This window comes from Bacillus sp. ZY-1-1 (genome assembly GCF_003047165.1).
GTDB classification, from domain to species: domain Bacteria; phylum Bacillota; class Bacilli; order Bacillales; family Bacillaceae; genus Bacillus; species Bacillus velezensis.
Map to the genome: position 1 here is coordinate 1,793,559 of NZ_CP027061.1, position 20,616 is coordinate 1,814,174.

At 37.1% G+C, this 20,616-nt stretch carries 24 protein-coding genes and 4 pseudogenes; 17 read left to right on the forward strand and 11 right to left on the reverse strand.

Going from position 1 to position 20,616, the window contains the following annotated elements:
- Window positions 1-28: 28 nt before the first annotated feature.
- Both C5I45_RS09290 and C5I45_RS09295 read left to right on the forward strand, forming a co-directional pair.
- The gene (locus C5I45_RS09290) at window positions 29-784 is read left to right on the forward strand and encodes an SGNH/GDSL hydrolase family protein (RefSeq protein ID WP_025852507.1); all 756 of its coding nucleotides are present in this window, start codon (window positions 29-31) and stop codon (window positions 782-784) included.
- A 9-nt stretch (window positions 785-793) separates the two neighbouring features.
- The gene (locus C5I45_RS09295; protein WP_024085511.1) at window positions 794-1,357 is read left to right on the forward strand and encodes a YpmS family protein; all 564 of its coding nucleotides are present in this window, start codon (window positions 794-796) and stop codon (window positions 1,355-1,357) included.
- Window positions 1,358-1,407: 50 nt separating this feature from the next.
- On the opposite strand, the gene C5I45_RS09300 is transcribed toward C5I45_RS09295, so the two are convergent.
- Complete coding sequence (locus tag C5I45_RS09300) at window positions 1,408-1,833, reverse strand: MarR family transcriptional regulator (RefSeq protein WP_003153639.1); 426 nt, start codon at window positions 1,831-1,833, stop codon at window positions 1,408-1,410.
- A gap of 128 nt (window positions 1,834-1,961) precedes the next feature.
- On the opposite strand from C5I45_RS09300, the gene msrA reads away from it, so the two are divergent.
- Both msrA and msrB read left to right on the forward strand, forming a co-directional pair.
- Complete coding sequence (gene msrA, locus C5I45_RS09305; protein WP_003153641.1) at window positions 1,962-2,495, forward strand: peptide-methionine (S)-S-oxide reductase MsrA; 534 nt, start codon at window positions 1,962-1,964, stop codon at window positions 2,493-2,495.
- A 1-nt stretch (window position 2,496) separates the two neighbouring features.
- Window positions 2,497-2,931 (forward strand): peptide-methionine (R)-S-oxide reductase MsrB, encoded by a 435-nt coding sequence (gene msrB / locus C5I45_RS09310; protein WP_107994341.1) that lies wholly within the window; start codon window positions 2,497-2,499, stop codon window positions 2,929-2,931.
- 40 nt (window positions 2,932-2,971) lie between these two features.
- Here msrB and C5I45_RS09315 read toward each other — a convergent pair.
- Together C5I45_RS09315 and C5I45_RS09320 are read right to left on the reverse strand one after the other, a co-directional pair.
- A pseudogene (locus tag C5I45_RS09315) lies at window positions 2,972-3,592 on the reverse strand (polysaccharide biosynthesis protein); the annotation flags it as partial.
- Window positions 3,568-5,252: pseudogene (locus tag C5I45_RS09320) on the reverse strand (recombinase family protein). The pseudogenes C5I45_RS09320 and C5I45_RS09315, both read right to left, overlap by 25 nt.
- A 734-nt stretch (window positions 5,253-5,986) precedes the next feature.
- Between C5I45_RS09320 and C5I45_RS09330 the strand changes: the two are divergent.
- Complete coding sequence (locus C5I45_RS09330; RefSeq protein ID WP_128969817.1) at window positions 5,987-6,448, forward strand: hypothetical protein; 462 nt, start codon at window positions 5,987-5,989, stop codon at window positions 6,446-6,448.
- A gap of 125 nt (window positions 6,449-6,573) precedes the next feature.
- Complete coding sequence (locus tag C5I45_RS09335) at window positions 6,574-6,894, forward strand: hypothetical protein (protein WP_025852498.1); 321 nt, start codon at window positions 6,574-6,576, stop codon at window positions 6,892-6,894.
- A 133-nt stretch (window positions 6,895-7,027) separates the two neighbouring features.
- On the opposite strand, the gene C5I45_RS09340 is transcribed toward C5I45_RS09335, so the two are convergent.
- Complete coding sequence (locus tag C5I45_RS09340) at window positions 7,028-8,008, reverse strand: thermonuclease family protein (protein ID WP_025852496.1); 981 nt, start codon at window positions 8,006-8,008, stop codon at window positions 7,028-7,030.
- 261 nt (window positions 8,009-8,269) lie between these two features.
- On the opposite strand from C5I45_RS09340, the gene C5I45_RS09345 reads away from it, so the two are divergent.
- The 7 genes from C5I45_RS09345 to C5I45_RS09370 all read left to right on the forward strand — a co-directional run bounded on the left by C5I45_RS09345 (window position 8,270) and on the right by C5I45_RS09370 (window position 12,755).
- Window positions 8,270-8,704: an SMI1/KNR4 family protein gene (locus C5I45_RS09345; protein ID WP_095324154.1), complete on the forward strand. Its 435-nt coding sequence runs from the start codon at window positions 8,270-8,272 to the stop codon at window positions 8,702-8,704.
- A gap of 35 nt (window positions 8,705-8,739) precedes the next feature.
- Window positions 8,740-10,539, forward strand: coding sequence for a T7SS effector LXG polymorphic toxin (locus tag C5I45_RS09350; protein ID WP_107994342.1), 1,800 nt, complete (start codon window positions 8,740-8,742; stop codon window positions 10,537-10,539).
- Between the two features lie 14 nt (window positions 10,540-10,553).
- Window positions 10,554-11,012, forward strand: a complete 459-nt coding sequence (locus C5I45_RS09355; protein ID WP_024085508.1) for an SMI1/KNR4 family protein — start codon at window positions 10,554-10,556, stop codon at window positions 11,010-11,012.
- 54 nt (window positions 11,013-11,066) lie between these two features.
- A complete protein-coding gene (locus tag C5I45_RS09360; protein ID WP_024085507.1) occupies window positions 11,067-11,645 on the forward strand; it encodes an SMI1/KNR4 family protein in 579 nt (192 codons plus the stop codon).
- Window positions 11,646-11,750: 105 nt separating this feature from the next.
- Window positions 11,751-12,011 carry a GNAT family N-acetyltransferase gene (locus C5I45_RS19895; RefSeq protein ID WP_223151887.1) on the forward strand — a complete coding sequence of 87 codons (261 nt, stop codon included), beginning with the start codon at window positions 11,751-11,753 and terminating at the stop codon, window positions 12,009-12,011.
- 9 nt (window positions 12,012-12,020) lie between these two features.
- On the forward strand, window positions 12,021-12,203 hold the full coding sequence (locus tag C5I45_RS19900) for a GNAT family N-acetyltransferase (RefSeq protein WP_223203798.1): 183 nt from the start codon (window positions 12,021-12,023) through the stop codon (window positions 12,201-12,203).
- A 213-nt stretch (window positions 12,204-12,416) separates the two neighbouring features.
- Window positions 12,417-12,755: a YolC/YozM family protein gene (locus C5I45_RS09370; RefSeq protein ID WP_014305242.1), complete on the forward strand. Its 339-nt coding sequence runs from the start codon at window positions 12,417-12,419 to the stop codon at window positions 12,753-12,755.
- Window positions 12,756-13,005: 250 nt separating this feature from the next.
- Here C5I45_RS09370 and C5I45_RS20220 read toward each other — a convergent pair.
- Window positions 13,006-13,073: pseudogene (locus C5I45_RS20220) on the reverse strand (putative holin-like toxin).
- Window positions 13,074-13,329: 256 nt separating this feature from the next.
- Between C5I45_RS20220 and C5I45_RS09375 the strand changes: the two are divergent.
- Window positions 13,330-13,797, forward strand: coding sequence for a DUF4879 domain-containing protein (locus C5I45_RS09375; protein WP_024085506.1), 468 nt, complete (start codon window positions 13,330-13,332; stop codon window positions 13,795-13,797).
- A gap of 5 nt (window positions 13,798-13,802) precedes the next feature.
- Window positions 13,803-14,162: a hypothetical protein gene (locus tag C5I45_RS09380; protein ID WP_014305240.1), complete on the forward strand. Its 360-nt coding sequence runs from the start codon at window positions 13,803-13,805 to the stop codon at window positions 14,160-14,162.
- 60 nt (window positions 14,163-14,222) lie between these two features.
- Here the strand turns inward: C5I45_RS09380 and C5I45_RS20225 are convergent, their stop codons facing one another.
- The 3 genes from C5I45_RS20225 to C5I45_RS09395 all read right to left on the reverse strand — a co-directional run bounded on the left by C5I45_RS20225 (window position 14,223) and on the right by C5I45_RS09395 (window position 16,894).
- A complete protein-coding gene (locus tag C5I45_RS20225) occupies window positions 14,223-14,639 on the reverse strand; it encodes a hypothetical protein (protein WP_442752074.1) in 417 nt (138 codons plus the stop codon).
- Between the two features lie 946 nt (window positions 14,640-15,585).
- Window positions 15,586-15,768 (reverse strand): hypothetical protein, encoded by a 183-nt coding sequence (locus C5I45_RS09390; protein WP_003153655.1) that lies wholly within the window; start codon window positions 15,766-15,768, stop codon window positions 15,586-15,588.
- On the reverse strand, window positions 15,758-16,894 hold the full coding sequence (locus C5I45_RS09395) for a Rap family tetratricopeptide repeat protein (RefSeq protein WP_057080784.1): 1,137 nt from the start codon (window positions 16,892-16,894) through the stop codon (window positions 15,758-15,760). The genes C5I45_RS09390 and C5I45_RS09395 overlap by 11 nt, the downstream gene beginning before the upstream one ends.
- A 362-nt stretch (window positions 16,895-17,256) precedes the next feature.
- Here C5I45_RS09395 and C5I45_RS09400 point away from each other — a divergent pair, with 362 nt between their 5' ends.
- Window positions 17,257-17,709: a YoqH family protein gene (locus tag C5I45_RS09400; protein ID WP_088005415.1), complete on the forward strand. Its 453-nt coding sequence runs from the start codon at window positions 17,257-17,259 to the stop codon at window positions 17,707-17,709.
- A gap of 259 nt (window positions 17,710-17,968) precedes the next feature.
- Here the strand turns inward: C5I45_RS09400 and C5I45_RS09405 are convergent, their stop codons facing one another.
- Window positions 17,969-18,343 (reverse strand): YoqO family protein, encoded by a 375-nt coding sequence (locus C5I45_RS09405; protein WP_107994343.1) that lies wholly within the window; start codon window positions 18,341-18,343, stop codon window positions 17,969-17,971.
- A gap of 574 nt (window positions 18,344-18,917) precedes the next feature.
- Between C5I45_RS09405 and C5I45_RS20110 the strand changes: the two genes are divergently transcribed.
- The gene (locus tag C5I45_RS20110; RefSeq protein WP_024085501.1) at window positions 18,918-19,046 is read left to right on the forward strand and encodes a hypothetical protein; all 129 of its coding nucleotides are present in this window, start codon (window positions 18,918-18,920) and stop codon (window positions 19,044-19,046) included.
- A gap of 511 nt (window positions 19,047-19,557) precedes the next feature.
- Here C5I45_RS20110 and C5I45_RS09410 read toward each other — a convergent pair.
- Complete coding sequence (locus C5I45_RS09410; protein WP_025852481.1) at window positions 19,558-20,022, reverse strand: hypothetical protein; 465 nt, start codon at window positions 20,020-20,022, stop codon at window positions 19,558-19,560.
- A gap of 272 nt (window positions 20,023-20,294) precedes the next feature.
- Window positions 20,295-20,604, reverse strand: a pseudogene (locus tag C5I45_RS20150) (ATP-dependent DNA ligase); the annotation flags it as partial.
- Window positions 20,605-20,616 lie beyond the last annotated feature (12 nt).

Sequence of the window (20,616 nt, forward strand, 5' to 3'; positions counted from 1 at the left end):
ACTAGTAGACGGGGAAGGAGCAACCAGATTGAAGCTGCGAATGTTCTCATTGATCGCCGGACTGGCTTTGCTTTTATCAGCTTGTTCTGTCCAGCGCACCGGTTTTGACGCTGAAGAACCGAAAACGAAAGATCATATTGTCATAGCTGCGGTCGGTGATTCATTGACTGAAGGAGTAGGAGATCCTGACGGTTCAGGATACGTCGGCAAGACAGCGGAGTCTCTTAAGAAAAAGGGACATGTGAAAACGGTAGATATTAAAAATTATGCGGTGCAGGGCGACAAAACGTCAGACCTGCTGAAAAAGCTTGATAATAAAAAAGTGCAGAAATCATTAAGGAGCGCCGACTATATCTTTTTTACCATCGGCGGCAATGACTTAATGAAGGTGCTCCGCCAGAATATGATGCAGCTGACGGTTCAGCCGTTCCAAAAGGAAGAGAAACCTTTTGAAAAACGGTTCAAGACGATCATTTCAAAAATCCGCAAATATAATGAAAACGCAGAGCTGGTGTATGTCAGCATGTATAATCCATTCACGTTTACGCTGCCTGAATTAAAAGAAATTAATGGGGTTGTGACGGATTGGAACAAGATCGCCGCAAAAGAGCTGGAAAAAGATCCTCACGCCGCTGCGGTGAATGTTGAAGACTTGTTCAGTCAAAAAAGCGGCAGCAGACGGATTTCAAAGGATGATGATTTTCATCCGAACGCAAAAGGGTATGCACTCATCGCCGACCGATTATACGGCATCATAGAAAAACAAGGGTTACCAGCAGAATAGGGTGAAATGATGAAAAAATGGAAATCGCTGTTTTTTGTTCTTCTCGCACTCAATGTGATTGCCGCCGCGGTAATTGTGACATTATTGGTTATGCCGGGAGAACAGACGAAAATACAAGATCAGACAAAAAGTGAGTACGGCTTTCATATCACAAGCTCGAAAGAATCTCTTGCCAGGTTTGTGAATTCGTACTTAAAAGAGAAGGCATCGAATCAGCTTGACTACAAAGTGGACATCAATAACGATGTGCACGTGGCAGGTAAAATCAAAGCATTCTCAACCTCCATTAACGCGGTCGTCACATTTGAACCGTCCGTACAGGAGAACGGAGATGTGGTTTTGAAAGTGACGAAGTTTTCATTAGGTGAATTAAGCTTGCCGATCAGCTTTGTGCTGAATTATATGGACAGCTTTTATGAACTCCCGTCATTTGTGCACGTTCATTCCGGGGATAAAAGCATCGAGATCCGTCTGTCAGAAATGCCTTTAGACAACGGCATGTATGTAAAAGCGGATAAAATCAATCTCGACACGGATGAAATTGAATTTTCCTATTATCATCCGAAACAATAAGTTTTCATAAAAAAAACACAGATCCTTTCAGGGATTTGTGTTTTTTCGTGTCAGCGTTTTTTGTCTAGCTTGCTGAACAGTTTGATTAACGTTGCAAGCTCTTCATCAGAGTAGCAGTCAAACCGTTTAAAAAAGTATTCTGTTTTTTTCTGGTTGAAATGATCGACAATTTTCTCCCCGGCTTCCGTAATATGGATTCTGATAATTCGCCTGTCCTCTTTAGAACGGATGCGGGTGATCCATTCCTTTTCTACTAAAGCATCGGTCACTGCGGTAATGTGGCTTGCGGAGACCTCAAGAATGGGGGCAAATTCCGTTACTTTTTTAGGCCCTTGTTCACTGAGAATCCGCAAAATGGTGAATTCGTTCCTGGACAGCTCTTTATCTAGAATTTCATTAACTTCATTTCTGATTTGTTTAAACACTTTTCGAAGCAAAGCTTCCATATCATACATCATTTGTGTCCTTACTTTCAAATCATGAACCTCCAATATGTAGTCAGCGTGGCATTCGTTCAGCTTCCCCTGAAAGCAGAATTATTTTTATTCTGTTTATACATGCTATAATATAATAATACCACGTATGAACAAAGGAGGGCACCCGTATGTCAGAAAAAAAAGAAATCGCCACATTTGCAGGCGGCTGTTTTTGGTGCATGGTGAAGCCGTTTGACGAACAGCCCGGGATTGAAAAGGTGGTGTCCGGCTATACAGGAGGTCATACTGAGAATCCGACTTATGAAGAAGTGTGCAGTGAAACGACCGGACACAGAGAAGCCGTTCAAATCACATTTCAACCTGACATTTATCCGTATGAAAAGCTTGTCGAGCTGTTTTGGCAGCAGATCGACCCGACTGATGCAGGCGGCCAGTTTGCAGACCGCGGAAGTTCATATCGGGCGGCGATATATTACCATAATGATGAACAAAAACAAATCGCTGAAGCCTCAAAAAAACAGCTTGAAGAAAGCGGCATATTTAAAAAGCCGATCGTCACAGACATTTTAAAGGCTGAGCCTTTTTATGAAGCGGAAGGCTATCATCAGCACTTTTATAAGAAAAATCCTGATCACTACGGGCGCTACCGTGTAGGTTCCGGACGTCAAGGCTTTCTGGATGAGCATTGGAGGGACAGATAAGATGGCTTTTAATAAAGAAGAAAAAATCAAATCATTAAACCGCATGCAATATGAAGTCACGCAAAACAACGGAACGGAGCCGCCGTTTCAAAATGAATTCTGGGATCACAAAGAAGAGGGGCTGTATGTTGATATCGTATCAGGAAAGCCCTTGTTTACATCTCTGGATAAATTCGATTCTCATTGCGGCTGGCCCAGTTTTACAAAACCGATTGAGGAAGAAGAGGTTGACGAAAAACTGGACACAAGCCACGGGATGATCCGGACGGAAGTGAGAAGCAAAATAGCGGACTCCCACTTAGGCCACGTATTTAATGACGGCCCGGGGCCAAGCGGTCTCCGTTATTGCATTAACTCTGCGGCACTCCGGTTTATTCCGAAAGACAAGCTGAAGGAAGAGGGCTATGAAGCCTGCCTGCATTTATTTGAAAAATAGAGCTCAGCAATGAGGCCTGCCTATCAGACAGGCCTTTTTTCTATGTTTTTTTTTCTTCATGTAATCGTTCAATAATCTTTACGATTGTTTCTTTTGTGATGAGCGGCGCCTGATCCGATTGATATCTGGGGAGATTGACCTTCCGAAATTCCGGATGTTTGGCGGGATCCGGCAATATCGCGTAAAGATTGCCCCATTCATATAAAGATTCCGTCTCATGAGGAGAGGTCAGTTCTTCATGAAGCTTCTCACCGGGGCGTTTTCCCACTTCAACAGCGGCTGGCTGCGGCAGTCCGTGCCGGAACGCATATTCTTCAAACCCGTGAAGCAGTTCTTCAAGCCTCAGGGACTCCATTTTAAAAATAAACGTTTCTCCGCCCTTTGTAATCGCCGCAGATTGCAGGGTGAGCGTTGCGGCGTCATCGATCGACATAAAAAACCTCGTCATGTTTTTATCCGTAATGGTGAGCGGACCGCCTGCCATCAACTGCTCAAATAAAATAGGAATAACGGAACCGCGTGAACCGAGCACATTGCCGAAGCGGACCGAACAAAACACCGTACCGCGGTTTTGAACATGATGATTCGCCTGATGAAACAGCTTCTCGGACAACAGCTTCGTAGCTCCCATTGTGTTTACCGGGGAAACGGCTTTATCGGTTTTTTAAGACATTTACTGCATTTTGAGGAACTATCAGTGGCGGTGAGATCGAAAGCGAAAAATTAAACCTCAGGATAGGGGTGATTTCAAACTGAGCCGGAATTGGCCCTTTTCTTTTTTGTGTCATCGTAACGATAACTTCTTTGAAGACCATTCTTAATAGCGAGTTCTTTTTTTCTGTGCTTGTTTCAATGTGATATTGATCAATTATCTTATTTATGTTGTTTCTGACTGTATTACTGTCTATTTCTGATTGCGCTTCTTGAGTTCCATTGAGTTCATGCTTGGCAATCTGGAGCTCTTTAAATTCTTCATCTAAAACAGCTTTTCTTTTCAAAAAAAGTTCATCAGTGTAAATGCCGCTTTCATATTTCTCGAAGATAAAATTCTCTTTGTTTTTTAACTCTTGTTCTTTTTGTGAAAGATGTTCAGACATTTGCTTCTTTGTTTTCACATTACTATTTACGTCTTCGTATTTAGAAATCATTGATATGATATGTTTTGTTAAAGTCTTATTATCTAAGTTGCTTAAAGAAGAGAGGTAATCCAGAATGGCATTTTCAACATCGTTATATCTCACATAAGTGCATTTATTCTTTTTGCAAGTAAGTGATTTAACGTGATACACACTTTCCGTGCCGTTTTTGTTTTCTCGCGTTCGTCTAGTTTCGTATTTAGATAATGGTTCACCGCACTTAGAACAAGTGCATACGCCTGCCAATTCACTTAATTCCAATGCGTTTTTATTAGGCAGCAGGGGGATTTTGTTTGCAATTTTCTCTTGTGATTGTTGAAATTGTTCTTGATCTATTATAGGGGCATGTGCATCCGATACTACAATTTGTTCCTTTTCAGGTCTAATTGTTCGTTTGCCGTCTTTTGTTCTTTCCCTAACCTTATATTTAACAGTTCCGATATACGCTTCGTTTTGCAGAATTGCTTTAATTGTGTATTGATTCCAGCGCTTTTTTCCTGATGGAGTCGGTATTTGTAATTTTGTTAAGTGAGAAGCAATCGCTGTATAACTAACTTCTTTTCCATTCAACCCATTTAAAAAGATGTTAAAGATGAATTGAACGACTTTTGCTTTTTCTTCGACTGGGACTAGTTTGGATGTTTTTTTGTTTAACCGGTATCCATAAGGCGCTAGTCCTGAAATCCATTTCCCTTGTGCCGCATATGTGTATTTAGCGCCTGTCATACGCTCTCTGGTCATTTCAAATTCTTCTCTGGCCATAAACAATTCAAAACGAATCTGACGCATGTCTGCAGGATTTCGAGGGTCATAAACTTTATATGGTGTAATGATAATCAATCGCTTACTTTGAAGAAGGTTAACAATTTGTCCCGCATCACTGTAGCTCCCGCGGCTGAGTCTTGTTATTTCTTTAACAGCAATTGCCTGGTACTTGCCTTCCTCGAGGTCTTTAAGACATTCTTTAAAAACAGGGCGACCCTCAATGCTTTCTCCAGATCCGATTTCCATTTTTAATTCATAGGGGATTTCAATCGACTTCAGTATTTTATTCATGAGTTCATTTTGTTCTGTTAGCGTATCTTCGCCTGTTCTTTTTTCCCGCTCCATATCCTGACGAGAGCGTCTGAGATAACCCAAAATATTTGTAATGTTGTAAGAATGAACGATGTTTTTTAACTCCAAAAAATCAGCACCTCCTCTTTATTGTATTTACTGTAAAAACAGAAGTATTCGTACAATATTCTGTCTGACATTGAATACGAAAATAACTAATAAATTGTAAATATTGTATTGTTTGAATATTGATCTATTCAAACGCCGACTGTATTTAACAGGGTTTTTATTTTGTTCATTTAATCCTTATATGAAAGCGCTTATGAGCAACTATAACTTGAACACTAAATAAAATAATGGTTTTATCCATAAACAAAGAACTTAAAACGGTGGGGGAAATATCAAAGGAACTTAATATCTCAGACTGGGGTATTCTGAATCTATTTAAGGCAAAAAAAGTGGCAAGCTTTCTTACTCTGAATTGTCAAAGAGGAGGAGAGCAAAAGACAAAGAAATTGGCCGGAAATATAATTATTCGCCTCCCTACATCCGTCAAGTTTTTAAGGATCAAGGAATTGGGCACTTGGCGTTAAAAATCAGAATAAGAATTAAAGAAATTAACGGATACGTTAATTCTCAAAACATCTAAGACTGTTTTTGAGAACAGTCTTTTTTGTGCAGTAAACATATCTTAAATTGTGAATGAATATATGATCACCGTAGTGATTTCTGAACAGTTTCAAATGCAGGAATGCCTTACCTTTTTTAAACGAATATAATAAAAACAGGAAAAAATATTGGTGTTTTATGGTATTGTGGTCAATGTGTTGAACAATAAAATTAGGGATAAAGGAGAGTTCAAATTGAAAAGTCTATTTGCTAAAATTCTTTTGATGTTGCTTGCAGCCGTTATAGCCATCCCTACTGCTGGAGCTTCGGCCTCAGAAGTGCAAAAAGCGAGTGTTTCTAAACAGGACGTGCAATTTACTTATAATCCTACCGAGCTTCAAAAACTAGCTAAAGAATACTCAGCCCCACCAGTTAAAGAGAAAGGCATTTTAAATGCTGCTGATGAATTAAAAGGTCTCGAAAATGGTAACTCACAAGATCAAATGAGTACTATGGGAGCTAAAAGCGCCGCAGCTAAAGAAGCGATTAAGGTTATTAGAGGACTAGCGAATAATGCTTGGGCAAAAGACATTTTAGGTACAATGTTCGGAAAGTCCACGGTAAACAAGATTATTAAAAACACAAACAAAATTTGTAAGGTTCTCGAAGATATAACCGGAGCTCCTAAAGAGGTTGCTGCTATGGCAAGAAAATAAATTCCACCAGCTATTAAAGGTGCAGTTGGCGCAGGAGTTGCTGAAACAATTGGCATGGCAGTAGAATATATCATCCTTGCTGCAGATTATCTTGTTCTTTAAATACTAAAATTAAAGGTGATAACATGACTGGAAATCGTTTTGTAGACTGGTGTAACGAAAATAACCTAAATTCTGAAGACGAAACTTTTCTCGTCCAGTTGTCAGGTGCATTTTGTAATTATGAAAATGATAAAGCGAAAGAAATGAATAAACAACTATTCATTAACCGATACGGTGAAGAGCTTGGAATTAGCTCCATTAAAGGAGATAATCGATCAGAATATGAAGAAATTATTCGTACTTATGAAAAGAATAATTACAAGCAGAAAGAAATTAATATAGATGAGCTGCTGCAGGCATTATTTGAGACAGAGATGATGTTATCTTTAAAAGAAAAGTTTTGATAAAATCCTAATTGATGTATCATAGGGGTTTAATCAGCCACTATAGGCCACAGAGTCCCTCACACGCTCTGTGGTTTTTTGTTTAGATTGAATGTACCAAATAAAAAAGAAGCCTCAGAGGACTTCAAATTAATTAATTCTTCTCACATGCAAAGTTGTCATTATCCCGATCCATTTTAGATGTATAAGCAGGGTGAGTGCTTGGTACGCCATGCGGGTATTTCTTTCTCAGCTCTGTGCAGTTTGCAAAGTGTTCTGTTCCTCCAGCAGAAGGGGAGGCTTGTGCAGAGTTAGAAGAGCTGCTTGATGCTGAACTGCTTGAATTTGAATTGCTAGGGTTCGATTTATGTGTCTCGGATTGGTGTGTTGTAACTGACTTTTGATCCGGCTTAGATACACTTACTGATTTCTTCGGTTTCGTTGCGCAGCCATTAAATCCTTTATCAGTCACATACCCATTCTTACTCCAAATCTTCAAGTCTTTATCTTTCGCAGCTTGCTCATCTTTCTTATACGTGTCTAAATACTTCGTGTTTGGCTCATATACATAAGCTACTCGTGCTAATCCTTCTTTAAGCAGTGTTTCTTGTACTGATTTGCCATCTGCATAAACGTAAGCCAGCATTCTGCCATACTTGTCTGTACGATCGCCTTTATCAAACTCCAGTTGAAGTTTTCCCTTGTTAACCAGCTGTTTGTTTCTTGCTGAAGCATCCTCACCATATGGTTGTACGCAAGAGTTTGGCTTCTTAGTTTTAGGCGTGTCAACAAGTAAATAACGAACCATTTTGACTTCGCCTTTATAGTTTACTTTAATCGTATTCCCATCAACTGTTCTGTTAAGTGTTACATCGACCAGCTTTTTCTTCTTGTCAGACGCCTTTTTATCCACCGAATCCTTCTTTGAAGCATTTTCGGCTTTTTCATTGTTGTCATTAGTACTTTTGTCATTTGATTGAGTGTCTGCCTTTGTCTCTTTTACATCCTTTTCTTCTTGCTGCGTTGTTTTAGCTTTGTCTAAATCTATTTTATCTGAAGAATCAGAATCAGACCCGCACGCGGCCAAAGAAAAGCTTAAAGATAATGCGCAAATACCTAATAACCATTTCTTCAATGTAATTCCCCCAAATTTGTTGTTCTGTCTCTATATCGGACAAACCTTCCTAATTATAAATATAAAACCAAAGATTGTAAATTACATTTTGGCATTTTAAGACACTCAAATACAGTTTTGAGGTAAAATTTAGTGGTCTAAACATTAGAGGAGGGAATTTATATGGAAGAAGGGAAGTTAATTCACATGACTCTTAATGGAATAAAGGATGCTGTTTCTAAATACGGAACTTTTCCTATGTTCCAACATGGGGGGCATGTCATGGAAGACGCTGCTTTTCAATTCAGAGATCCGGCCAGTCCTCAAGAAATTAATAGTTTAGAAAAGATGTTAGGGGTAACTTTGCCTAATGATTATAAAGAGTTCCTATTCAATCACAATGGATTGGAAATGTTTAATGGTATTGAGCTTCTTAGCACAGAAGGGATAATTGAATTTAATGAAGTTCAAGACTTCCCTAAAGGCTATGTCCTAATTGGATACCACTATGATGGCAGGTATGTTGTTGACACAAACAAATCAAATAAGGGATTAGGATATATGTTGTATCTGGATTCAATTGATAATATTGAAGATGCGATATATTTAGACTCTAACTTTGAGATATGGTTTGACATGTTGGTGTCATCAAACGGAACTAAATACTGGGAAGTGAATCCAAATATTCAAGAGTATTATAAATATGTTTCAAAATAGAAAGTTTAGATAAGATCAGTGGAAAGGATCCAGATATGAAAGTATTTGAAGCATCCTCGTTCATTTCAGCAGCGGAGAAACGGGCAAAAGAATACGATCAGATTAGAGAACAATTTATCAATCTCAGAAAAGCGTTTCAGGGAATGGCTGATTTAGATGACAATGAGTTTTCGGGCAAAGGTGCTGATAACATCAAGGCATTCTTTCAAGATCACGCAGGTGTTACAGACAGCTGGCTTGATCTGATCGATATGAAGATTGCTTTTCTTAACAGTATCTCAGGAAAAGTAACTGATGCGGGACTAGCCGATTCGTTTGTGGAAGAATCGTTTTTAGAACATGAGTTGATTCATGCGAAGAATAAATCACAAGCCATCATGCAGGAGCAGCAGAATGAAATGAAAGGTATCCTTGATGAAATCAGCGATATCATTCATCTTGATGTTTTCTCTACAGAAGATGTCGATCAAAAGCTGGAATCAGCAGACAAAAAACGGGACGATACTGTACATAAGCTCGGCAAGCTTGATCATGATCTAACGAAAGAATACGCAGAAACCGAGGCAAATGAACATTTCATTCAGGCTGACTTTCAGCAGCTCCAAAATGCTACAGGTAAAGGGAAAAATGCAACACCACTTCACTATAACGCCAAGGCGTACAGAGAAAGTGACATACATAAGAAAAAAGGCGAGATTGCAAGACACTCAGACACATATTTAACGTTTAAGAAGGAAGAAGCGAAAGAGCGAGAAATCAAGGATCTGAAGAAAAAGCTCGCTGATGGAGTAACTGATCCTGATGAATACTTGGAGATTGCGAGGAAGATCGGGTACGCGAACCTTGAACTTTCCCAACAGCAATATGTGATCCAGCTTGAACAAGCAAAACAGCTGGAAGAAGCCGGAGAAGTGACTTGGGATATTTTAAAAGGAGCCGGCGTCGGCCTTTATGGTGTCGGGAAAGACACGGTAACCGGTTTATGGCAGCTGATCAGTAAGCCTGATGAAGTTGTTGAAGGTATCATAGGGGCAGTTGCCCATCCAATTAACACGTATAATGCCATTTCAACAGCTATTGAGGAATCGTATCAAAAAGATATGGTGAACGGGGATGCTTACTCCAGATCAAGATGGGTGACATATGCGGTCGGTTCAGTGGCTGTGGCTGTCGTCGGAACAAAAGGCGCAGGAGCCGTTAACAAAGCTGATGCGGCGGGGAAGGTCATAAACAAGGCAGGACAGGCAGGTCAGAAAATTAAGGACATTAAGATTTCAGATTTGCTTCCTTATAACACTAAGTATGATCTTGCTCTGGCTGATAACGTACCATACAATGTGGTTAACAGCCAAAACCTTAAAAATGGACTTTTGTCCAGTGCAAAGAAATTGGATGAAAGCAGAAAGCCATTTACTGGTCAGAAAGTAAATGTCCCTTGGTTAAATAAAGAGAAGTATGAGGCCTATGAAATAGACGGCAAGGTAAAAGTTAAAGGAGAGCCTAGAGATGTAAGCCGTAGAGTATACACAATAAAAGATATTGACCTTAATCAAAAAAATCGTAAAGGCTTTACGAATCTTCAACTGATGAAAAATGGTAATGCTCCGTTTGCTAAAGATGGCACGCAAATAAATTTACATCACTTAATTCAAGAAGAGCCTGGTACTATGCTGGAGATACCTGAAAGCTGGCATAATAAGTACAGTGATGTTTTGCATGGATTAAAAGGGAATGGACAGAGTTTTAGAAATGATCCTGTGCTTGATAAACAATATAAAAGTTTCAGAAGAAGGTATTGGAGATGGAGAGCTCAGCAATTTGAGAATCAAGAATAAGAGGTGAAAGTTTAATGGATTATTCGAAAATAAAAACTTTCTTTGATGAAAATAAAGAAAATTCAATTCTCACGGGGGGAGTCACTGAAGATCAGATTAGAGAAATAGAAGAGGAGCTCAATGTAACTCTTCCAGACAGCTATAAATGGTTTTTAACTGAGTATGGTTCAGGGGGAGCATACGGAACAATGATTCTCGGATATGACTCTCACGGCGCTGAAGTTGTCGAGCAGACCAATGAATATAAAAAATATTATAACCTTTCCGATGGTCTTGTAGTGATCGAATATGTAGATGAATTTTCTTATTGTCTTGACACTAACAAGATGATAGATGGAGAATGCCCAGTCATTCTTTGGGATAACCAAGAGGGATATGGTAAACAAGTTGCTAGGACATTCCAAGAGTTTTTAATAGAAGAGCTTGAAGAATCGAAAGACGACTGGATCGATGATGAGGACTGGGACGATTAAAACTAAAAAGAATGTCTATATCTGTTTTTCCATAGCATATGAAGGAGTATTAAAATGAGCTTCACTAAGATCAAACAAAAGTTGAAAGAGTTTACGATTAATGCTGGCACAGATCCTAGCATTAATACAAACGAGCAGCTCAAAGAAATTGAAAGAAATATAGGTAATCAATTGCCTTCCGACTATAAGGATTTTTTGAAGGGATATGGAGGCTGTTATTTAGAAAGTAAAAAAACAACAGATGAGATTGAGTATGACGTTTGCTACAAACCTATAGAGAAAGATCCTTGGATGGGTCAGGAAGATGATACACAATTAATAGAGAGCTTCTATGGTTTAGCTAACGATCATAACAGTCTCCAAGAAGCAATCAATACTTATTCTGATCGCTTTCCTAGGAACATTATTCCTATAGCAAGCTCGGCAGGTGGGAATGAAATATCCATGGATATCGATAATGAAAAGATATTGTTTTGGGATCATGAATTAAGTCACCCCGATAAAGACTTTTTCCTTATTGCCAACTCTTTTGAAGAGTTTATTCTAAGTTTAGTAGATGAACCAATTGAAACTGATGATAATGACAGTGATGTGGAAATTGAGGTTTTAGACAATGACTTTGCAAAATTGTAAGGACAATTAGCTTTTATTGTTAGGAAAAGTATTGCAAAGTTAAGCTCTCAGAAAGAGAGCTTTTTTATTTTCGATAGAAACTAATTATAAAAAGGGAGAGAGGTTATGGATTCGTACCAAGTAAAGAAATTAAAACCCGAAGAATACCATAAGTGTAATAATATTTGGGACATGGAAAAGAAAAAGAAAATGGCTAAGGTGTTTTATGACGAATTAGTAAGCGGAAACAGAATTACTTTTATTTACTCAGTGAATGACGAGTTTATAGGAGAAGGATCGTTAGTTTTTCAAAACAATGACCCAGATTATACCATTCCGGATAAACGCATTTATCTATCTCGTATGATTGTTAAAGAAGGATATTGAAATTGCGGGATAGGCGGTATTATTGTTGATTATTTGATTGATTATGCTAAACAACTTGGATTTGAGGAAATAACACTCGGTGTAGATACAGATAACTTAAACGCAAGACATCTATATGAAAAAAAGGGCTTTACAACCGTATTATTTCTTGGTGAAGATGAATATGTAAAACTCCTTAAAGTATTAAAATAAAATTCCCGAGAATTATGGTGAATGTGTGGGAGGTTACTTTCACAAACGATGATAGACGGTAACTTAAGCTAATCTAATTAGATCGTTATTAAGATACGGATTAGCATTTATCCTCTCAAAACCAACCCGTAATGAACTAGGATACTGTTGGCTGAGGAATTATTTTTCCATGTATTGTATTTTATGGTATTCTTGAAATGAAAGGAGGAGACAATGAAAAAGAAATTAATTGGGGTCTTGATCATTGTTTGTTTTTCTGTGTTCATGTATGGCGCAGTTACACATTCTTTTAAAAATCAAAAATCCACTGAGGAAGTATTAGAAAGTGCATGGGATGAATTTGGCTTATTTAGCCTTGGAATTGGAGAAACAGACCCAGTCATATCAATTGGTATGGATAAAACAAAAAATGAAGAAGAATTACGACGCTATCTAAACGATAACTTATCTAAGGAAGTTAAAGAAGAATATAAAGTTGAGATCATTAAAAAGGATATTAAGGTTTTAGAAAGACAACATGAGAAGTATTTGGAAAGTAATAAAGCGCATTGATACATTAAAGATGCTTATCGGTTCCAAATACAATAATGATTTTATCCAATAAACAAAAGTTTTGCAAACCATTCCAATGGTTTCATTTAATCTGTTATAATCAATCTGTAAAATACAGACTGGTTATAGTGTATTTCTTTAACAAGAAATGCATAAAATAAAAAGAGCATGGTGTTGGTCGCACCCCATCAAAGGGCTTGCTCAGATGTTATGTTATTCATGATAGATCTAACCCTTCAGGTTTTCAGGCTCAAGGGAGGTCTATTTTTTATTTATATACGTCAACAGGGCGATTATAAACGACCCAAATGCAAGCATTCACATTAATGCCTGAAATGTTGACATAAGCATCACCCCCTTTCTATAGGGGGTGAGCAAGACTCCAAGACTCCAAGATTCCCTTAAGTGAGCATATTTAATGTACAGGAATCATTTATATGTCGTTAAAAACCCATTCAGTTACCTATGCGAAAAGAACCATGTTAGAATCAGGTTCTTTTTTGAATTTGAGTTAAATAATCGGCTGGAATTACCGATAAATAACATGTGAAATAATACCAAGGAGGTTAAGGGATTGAAAAAAGTACTTAGTTTAGTAACAATTACACTTCTTGCTGTTACAACGATGTTTTCCATTAGCACATCGAAAGCAAAAGCAATTGAAGCAACACCGCTTTACAGTCTTCAGATTCTTTCCGTCACATCGGATGGAAACGACTTTGTATGGGAGCCTGTTACAAGCAGCAAGCCAAATGCAACAAATGTTTTGAAAGGTGACAAGCTGCATATTAAAGTTCGCTTTATGGGCTATACAAATTCGACCGTCATTAAAGCAAAGGATGGGAGAAATTTGTTATACAAAGGTGAAGCGAACATATACAAATATGACCCTATACTTGGACAAAACAAAGTTGTGATAGGATGGGACAAATACATTGAAATTCCAATGAACGAACTTCCTTCAAATGAGATTCAAGTTGAAGGTCTTGGGAAAAACATGAAAATCATTTATAGCAACGTTGTAAAATTCGAGAGAGGATGAATGTTATGGAAGGTCTAAATAACTCTTACAATATCACGAAAGATCCGAAATTTTTAGCGTTTTGCAGTTTAGCGACAGAAGGTGCAGGAATTAGTTCGAATACGCAATGTTCAATTGGTTTTAATGAATTCAAAGAAGCGCTGGAGAATGGCAAAGTAGTTGATAATAAAAACCTTAAAAGCAGTTCAGAGTTAAATCACCAGTTTGATTACTGGAAGTCCAGAATAACTGGGGGACGAGCTGTAACTGAAACTGATAATCAAGTGTTAGATATCATCAAACAAGCATACAATCTTGGAATGGTTACGAAAGATAATATGCTTTTGAGAAATCAAGCCATTAACGCGTATAAAACATCTATTTAATTTAAAATTAAAGCCCCTTATTCAGGAAGGGGCTTTTGCTTTGCAACTTATTCTTTATGTTTAATCTAAAACCATAAAGTCCTGCACTTTTGTTTCTTCTTCAGGCAAATCAAATTCATTAAGTTTCTTTTTAGTACGGATATCAAAAATCCCCATATATCCACCAATCCCTTTTTTGTTTTCCTCTTGTGAAATTACATAAAGTTTTTGATCTTTAAACTTTGCATTCATATACGGAAATTTTAAATCGAATTTTTCAAAAGAAAAATCTTTACCGTACTCAAGTAAGCAGGCGTATACGGATTTATTAATATATGTAACGTAAAATTTACCGCTTTTTTTGTCGTAATACACAGCGTCCGCTTGTTCGAGATCATCAGGATATTTTATGAATTTTGATTTCCATGATCCTTTTTCGATTACAGTTAGTTCATGTTCTGAAGAATACGCTACAACATATTGTTCAGGAGGATCCAAATAACATCTCCATAGGAGAGGCTAATCCGAGATCCGTTTGATAATCCCTTCTGTGTTTCTATCAATGACGTACATAGACATTCCTTGAATGACGTAAATATACCTATTATCGCTTCCTCCCATGGTTACGAGGGTAGGCAAAGTCAGGCTATATTTTTTATTGAACTTTTTATCATTTACTTTCAGTTCATTCCATTGGTGTCGACATTATAGCTTTTACAGAAATATCTTCTCCTGATACCAAAAAGCAAATGGGATTGGATAATTATGTTCTTTAATAGTGTTGTTTTTTAATGTGTAATAAATATGGTTCATGTTCAGCTAACAAGGACGATATCGTCTGAAGAGGGGGTTTTTTTCTGGGAGTATATGGTATATCCGGTACCTTAAAGTATCGTTTATTGAGAATTTTTCTCCTTTGTGATGTGGGATACTTGGAGTTACGCTTTTCTGATGAGTGGCATTGTGAATAGCATAAAAAGATTTTATCCTCGGTTGGATTTATTTTAGAAGTACTTACAGAGTGTTCACCTTTATTTATAAAGAATGCATTGATCAACAATATAACTATTGCACCAATTAGAACTCCTGAAATCCCATATAAAACATAAGACTTTTTCATATAACGCTCCTTATCTTTTATATAAAAAAAACACACTTGCAGAATAAATCTGCAAAGTAAATGATTAGGAGCAGACAGTTTTTGATGAGCGGTCAATATCCAGATGTGACAAGTGCTTCTCCATTACTGTTTAGGTCTGTTCCTTTTGTGTTTTTGTATGATTGCCACACAAGTTTAGAGGAGCAATACTATTTATTTGTGCTTTTTTTGGTTGCAGCTATGAATAGGCTTACCTGTTTTACTATGAAGGACAGCATTGCATAGAGCTTTACAGGTGAACACAGATCATAAAAAAACACCCCCTATGCGGGAGTGCCAAAACATTTATGCGGTTTGCCCTCGGCGTTCCGCTGAGAAGTCATTATGGTGATCAAGCGCGATATGGATACTGGCTGTGTGGCCTCTTCGGGCTTCTTTAAAAACTTTGTGGCCGTCAAGAAGATAATGTCCAACAAGCCCAAGTAAAATAACTAAAAAGATAAAAGCCGATGCAAATTTAAATTTCATAAAGACAATCCCCTCTCTGAATTTGTTTTCGGGCATAAAGCACTTTCTCATAAAAGGCTGTAGCTACTTTATGGTCTTCATTTACATTATAATACATTGCTGCATCAGTCGCTAGGTCTTCCACATCTGAAAGCATAGCTTTTGATTCTAAGTAATCTAAGATTTTAAAAAGTCGTTCTTTGTCATTCTCAACGAATAAACCCATAAGAAAATCAAACATTTTTCCTAATACGTCATCGTTCAACTCCTTTGAAAGCATAAGACCTTGTTCACAAACCTGTTTTCCATCGACCGTGTTGAATAATTTAAAGTGCGTTTTTGCCAACATTAGAAGTATGTCAAGCAGTCGGCTAGAATTGTGAAGAGAATTACTTTGATAAATTGAGACGCCTTCTTTAAAATACTCCAATGCCTTCTCCATATGTCCTGTTGTAAATGAGCATAAACCGAGATTGTACAAAGAAGAACCTATTAACCGCGGCATATCAATTTCTTGTGCTTGTTTTAATGCATTCATGAAATGCGGTATTGCTTTTTCTGGATACTCCATGTCTAAATAATTCAGACCGATGACGAATGAACATTGGATTACTCTTATTGAGTATGTCTCGTGTGCTTTGTAGGTTTCTATTGCTTGAACAATATGATGCATAGACATGTGGGTTTGCTTCATGTGATAGTACACTTCAGCAACTTTGTAGTGAAATTCAGCTCGCTCTATTTCATCGGGGACAATAGATATCTTCTTTTCAGCTCGGTTGTAAAAACTTATTGCTTTAAGATATTCGTACTGTTCAAATTCATACATCCCATGAAAAAAGTTAAAATAATATTCAAGAATTCCTTTTAGATCGCTTTGTTTACTTTCGATCTCTTCTGATAAGTCTGAAATTTTAGGTCGTTCTTCATTCATGGTTTTTGGTTCAAGATAATCAAGCATTAATTGATGTCGAAAACACATGAGCGAATAGTACAACAATAAATCTTGATCTTCTTCCATATGCTCTATTTCTTGTTCAACTTCACCCTTTAGAATTTCTGCATCTGCAACACTGAATAATCTTATGTATTTGTACCATTTATTGATTTTTAAGCCAACCTTTGAAGAAGAGATCAATTGCTCCAAAAAAATCACCCTCCTAGTATTTCGACTGATTATGTAATATTTTATCATAATGTAATATATTAGGAAGAGTGTTTTTTCTTAATTTCTCAATTTGGTGTGGAATGCGATAGAAGCCCCCTCGTTCGAGAAGGGGATATGATCAATTTCCTGTTGCTTTCAGTGAGGCAAGCCACTCATCTAATGTTCCGGAGAAACCTTGTTGAACGGCTAATTCATATGCTGATTTTCCATCTTTACCGGCAGCGCTAGTAGCTTCAGTACTGCCTTTTTCACCTTTTTTTTAATGAAGCTAATCATTCAAAAGTGATGAATATTCAAGGCGGGAGTAAGGAAAATTAACAAAAAAATGTGAGGGAATTTAGATGAAACGATTTATTTTGGTTATACCTTTATTGGCTGCTGTTATTGTCTCTCCAACTCAAATGAAAGCAAGTCCAATGCCTTGTAGTGCAGTACTCGAACCGGTGAATCAAAAATTGAAAAATGCGAAGGGTGCGGCACTAATCTATAAAGTGCAGTTATACCCGCCAAGTGCTGCGAGAACGAATATGAGTATTCTTGCTGTCCACCTTCCTCAGCCATCTTCTTATGGAAGCTACGACGGTTATGAAGGATTTGCCTCCAAAACAGGGGAGATCAGTTGGCGATTTAAACTATATCCGACTCCCGAGGGAGAGAGTCCTAATTGGGCTGGAAGGATTGATTCCATATCAGCTGAAATGACAAATGTTCAAGTGCAAGTACGCCTTTCAAATTCTAAGACGCAAAAGTTGGGGCCGAGTGTATTAACAAATAATATTCAATCTTGCTATTAGAAATGTAGAGCTCTTATCAAAGAGAGAAATGCGACTGGATTTTTTGTAAAGTGTCAAAAAGGTAATTGATCAAGAAATTCTGGTGAAAAATGAAAAAGAGTCCATTAAGGCGGAGTCCAATGAATGATGAGGAATTAAGAATCATTCTGAAATCAATTCATCATTGACAGAACAGAGCCGGCAAAAGTCGATATTGCGTTTGATTTTGTACAAGAAAGACGGCATAAAAAGAAATGGTTAGCTAAAAAAAGGCAAAGAGTCAACGCTCTTTACCATCAGGTGTTTTCCTTAAGCGGTCTGCAATATGCTTAATTAAACTCAGCGCAGCAGTCACTAATGCAATAACTAAAACAATTTCAAGTAAGAGGATAAACCCAAATTTCAAACCGTGCCTTTCAAAGTAATCCTCAGTAAAAAAGAGCAATTGATAAATTCCAAGCATCAGCACAATAAAGGAAGCGCCTATAATAGCGAGAGACTTTTTAGAGAACTCCTTAGTATGGTTAAAATTATAAATCAATAAGAACAAAAATAGACAAGCCATGGCGATCTTATGAGTCAATGAATCACTTGCTGAAAACCCTTGCGCAAGTAAGGAGATAATTAATCCGGTCATTCCGATTATTTTGTTCAATATATCACCTGCTTTGTATAAGTATGACTTAGATGTCAGCTTACCAATTAAAGGTGAAATTCTCAACATAATGCAGTTTAAAGTTAACTTAAAATGTGATTATTTTAAGAAAGAGGTTGAAATATACTCGATTATCAAAAAAGGGAGCAAGTAAGGTCTTTGAGAATGGAGAAATGGGAATTATATTGTGGACGACAAATCGAGGTTCTGTAGGTGTTGAATGGGACTCTGGTGAATATGGTGAATACAATGATAAAGTCGATGAGCTATTTGTTAGCAGATTAATATGTTTTCCGAAAGTTAGACGAAAGCAGTTCATTAAAGGAAGGGTTAGACAATGATTAAAATAACGCTATTCCAAGATGAATATTGCAATGGTGAATGGGTTGAAATTGATAGGCTATTAAATATATTTATAAGAACAGAGTCAATTAATATTGAAGTTATTGATATCAAATACAATTCACTAAATACTGTGCGAACTCAAATACACTCTGCGTATATATAGAGAAAGGACTTAAGATCACTAGGACCGAAGATGAAATCGTGATTTTAAACGTAGTAAGAGGAAGAAATGAAAACCTATGTAGCAACCAAGGAAACTGAGTACTTTACCAATGAATCCATTGAAGAGGTGCTTTATGCTGGTACAATAAAGAAGCTGCGTTTAGCAAAATTGATGGCACTTCAGGCAATAGACTAATTTTAGATGTTTGTTTTGATGGCTTGAGGATTAAATCTTTTATCAAATTTCATAATGGTGTTGGCGAGTAGCTTTTGATAAATTGGCCAGCGCAAAGAAAGAGGTTGAAGACTACAATGCCAAACTAATTGAGGCAGGCACAATCTCTTTGAAATGTTGGAGAGAGCTGGACAAGTCTAGATAAAAGATAGTTTTTATTCAAATACTCAAGGCAGAGCCTATCGCACCTACAATGCCAACAAAATCAACTAGTGTTGTTACGTTGCTCATAAAGTCAAAAGAATTGTTTATTAGAAACATAAAATCAGCCCCTGTGAAAAAATTTAACACTAAGATAAAAAATAATAAGAAGAAGGATTTTATCACTGGCTTGTTTTTTGTGTAGGAGCAGCCTTGAATATTCGATTGTATTACTAATATATCAAAATTTCTACAATTAATCCAATTCTCTCTTACGATAGTTTTTAACGAATACAAAAAAGCCCCACGAATGGAGCTGCTAGATTACGTATTATTGAACATAGCCAGAAAAGTCGCTCGGAGCAGAGAAAGATAGATAGTAAAGCGCATTGGCATCTAGATTTTTTATTGTTCCTGTAGCTGTACCGTTAGCATTTACAGTTAGTGTTTCAGTAGCAAAAATCCAGTCGGAATCATTCCAAACTTTCACAGTTAGTTTAGTTCCAATATTATTTGTAATTGAATAGCTTATCGAAGATTTGCCTTGAAAATAACTGTTTGAATATAACGTATTGCCAGTTGCTTGTCCAGCGAATGTCAATTTGTTTTTCGTAAGATTTACAACGCTATTTGAATTAGGAGGGTTAAGACCAAAAGCTTTAAATTCACTTTCGACAGAGTTAGTAAGCTTAGTTGAAAACCTAGAATTGTCGGTCTCAGCAGATGCGGCAGTGGCAATGCTCAGAGAAAGAATGGCCACCATGGTGCAAACAATAAAACTAAACAACTTTTTCAAATTAAACACTCCTTTATTTGTAAGTTAAAGTAAATAATAACATTTAATTTCAGGAGGTCAATAGGTTTATTCAAACTGGAATGAATCTGTCACAAAATATGAAGAGCATTTTGGTGAATTACAGCTAAACGATTTGGATAACTTATTGTATTATGTACTGAATTTTCAGTCTGTTTTGCTAAGCATTAAGGAGTTATGTAATAGAAGAGAGATTATACTCTCCAAGATTCAAAGGAAGGTATGCGGAGTTTACCATGTAGTCTTAAATCTATAATCACTTTCAGCCAGCTATAAGAATGTTTATTAATCCCATATGGAGAGTTAGCTTTATTAATACGACGATTCCTTCAAGATGCTTTTCATTGGCAGATTAAAGTAAGCTAATCCGTTTCCCTGCAGACCTTCAATAACAAATACATTGTTATGGTCAAGGTTAATGTCTAAAAGCATGCTTTTCCGTTCAGTGAGCGGGTTATTAGCAATTGAATGCCAATTAATATAAATTATATCGACTACACAGTAAACGATATTATAGGCAGATTTTTTAGACATAAAGCGTCCCATTACAGTCTCAAAGTCAGGAAGCAAAAACAA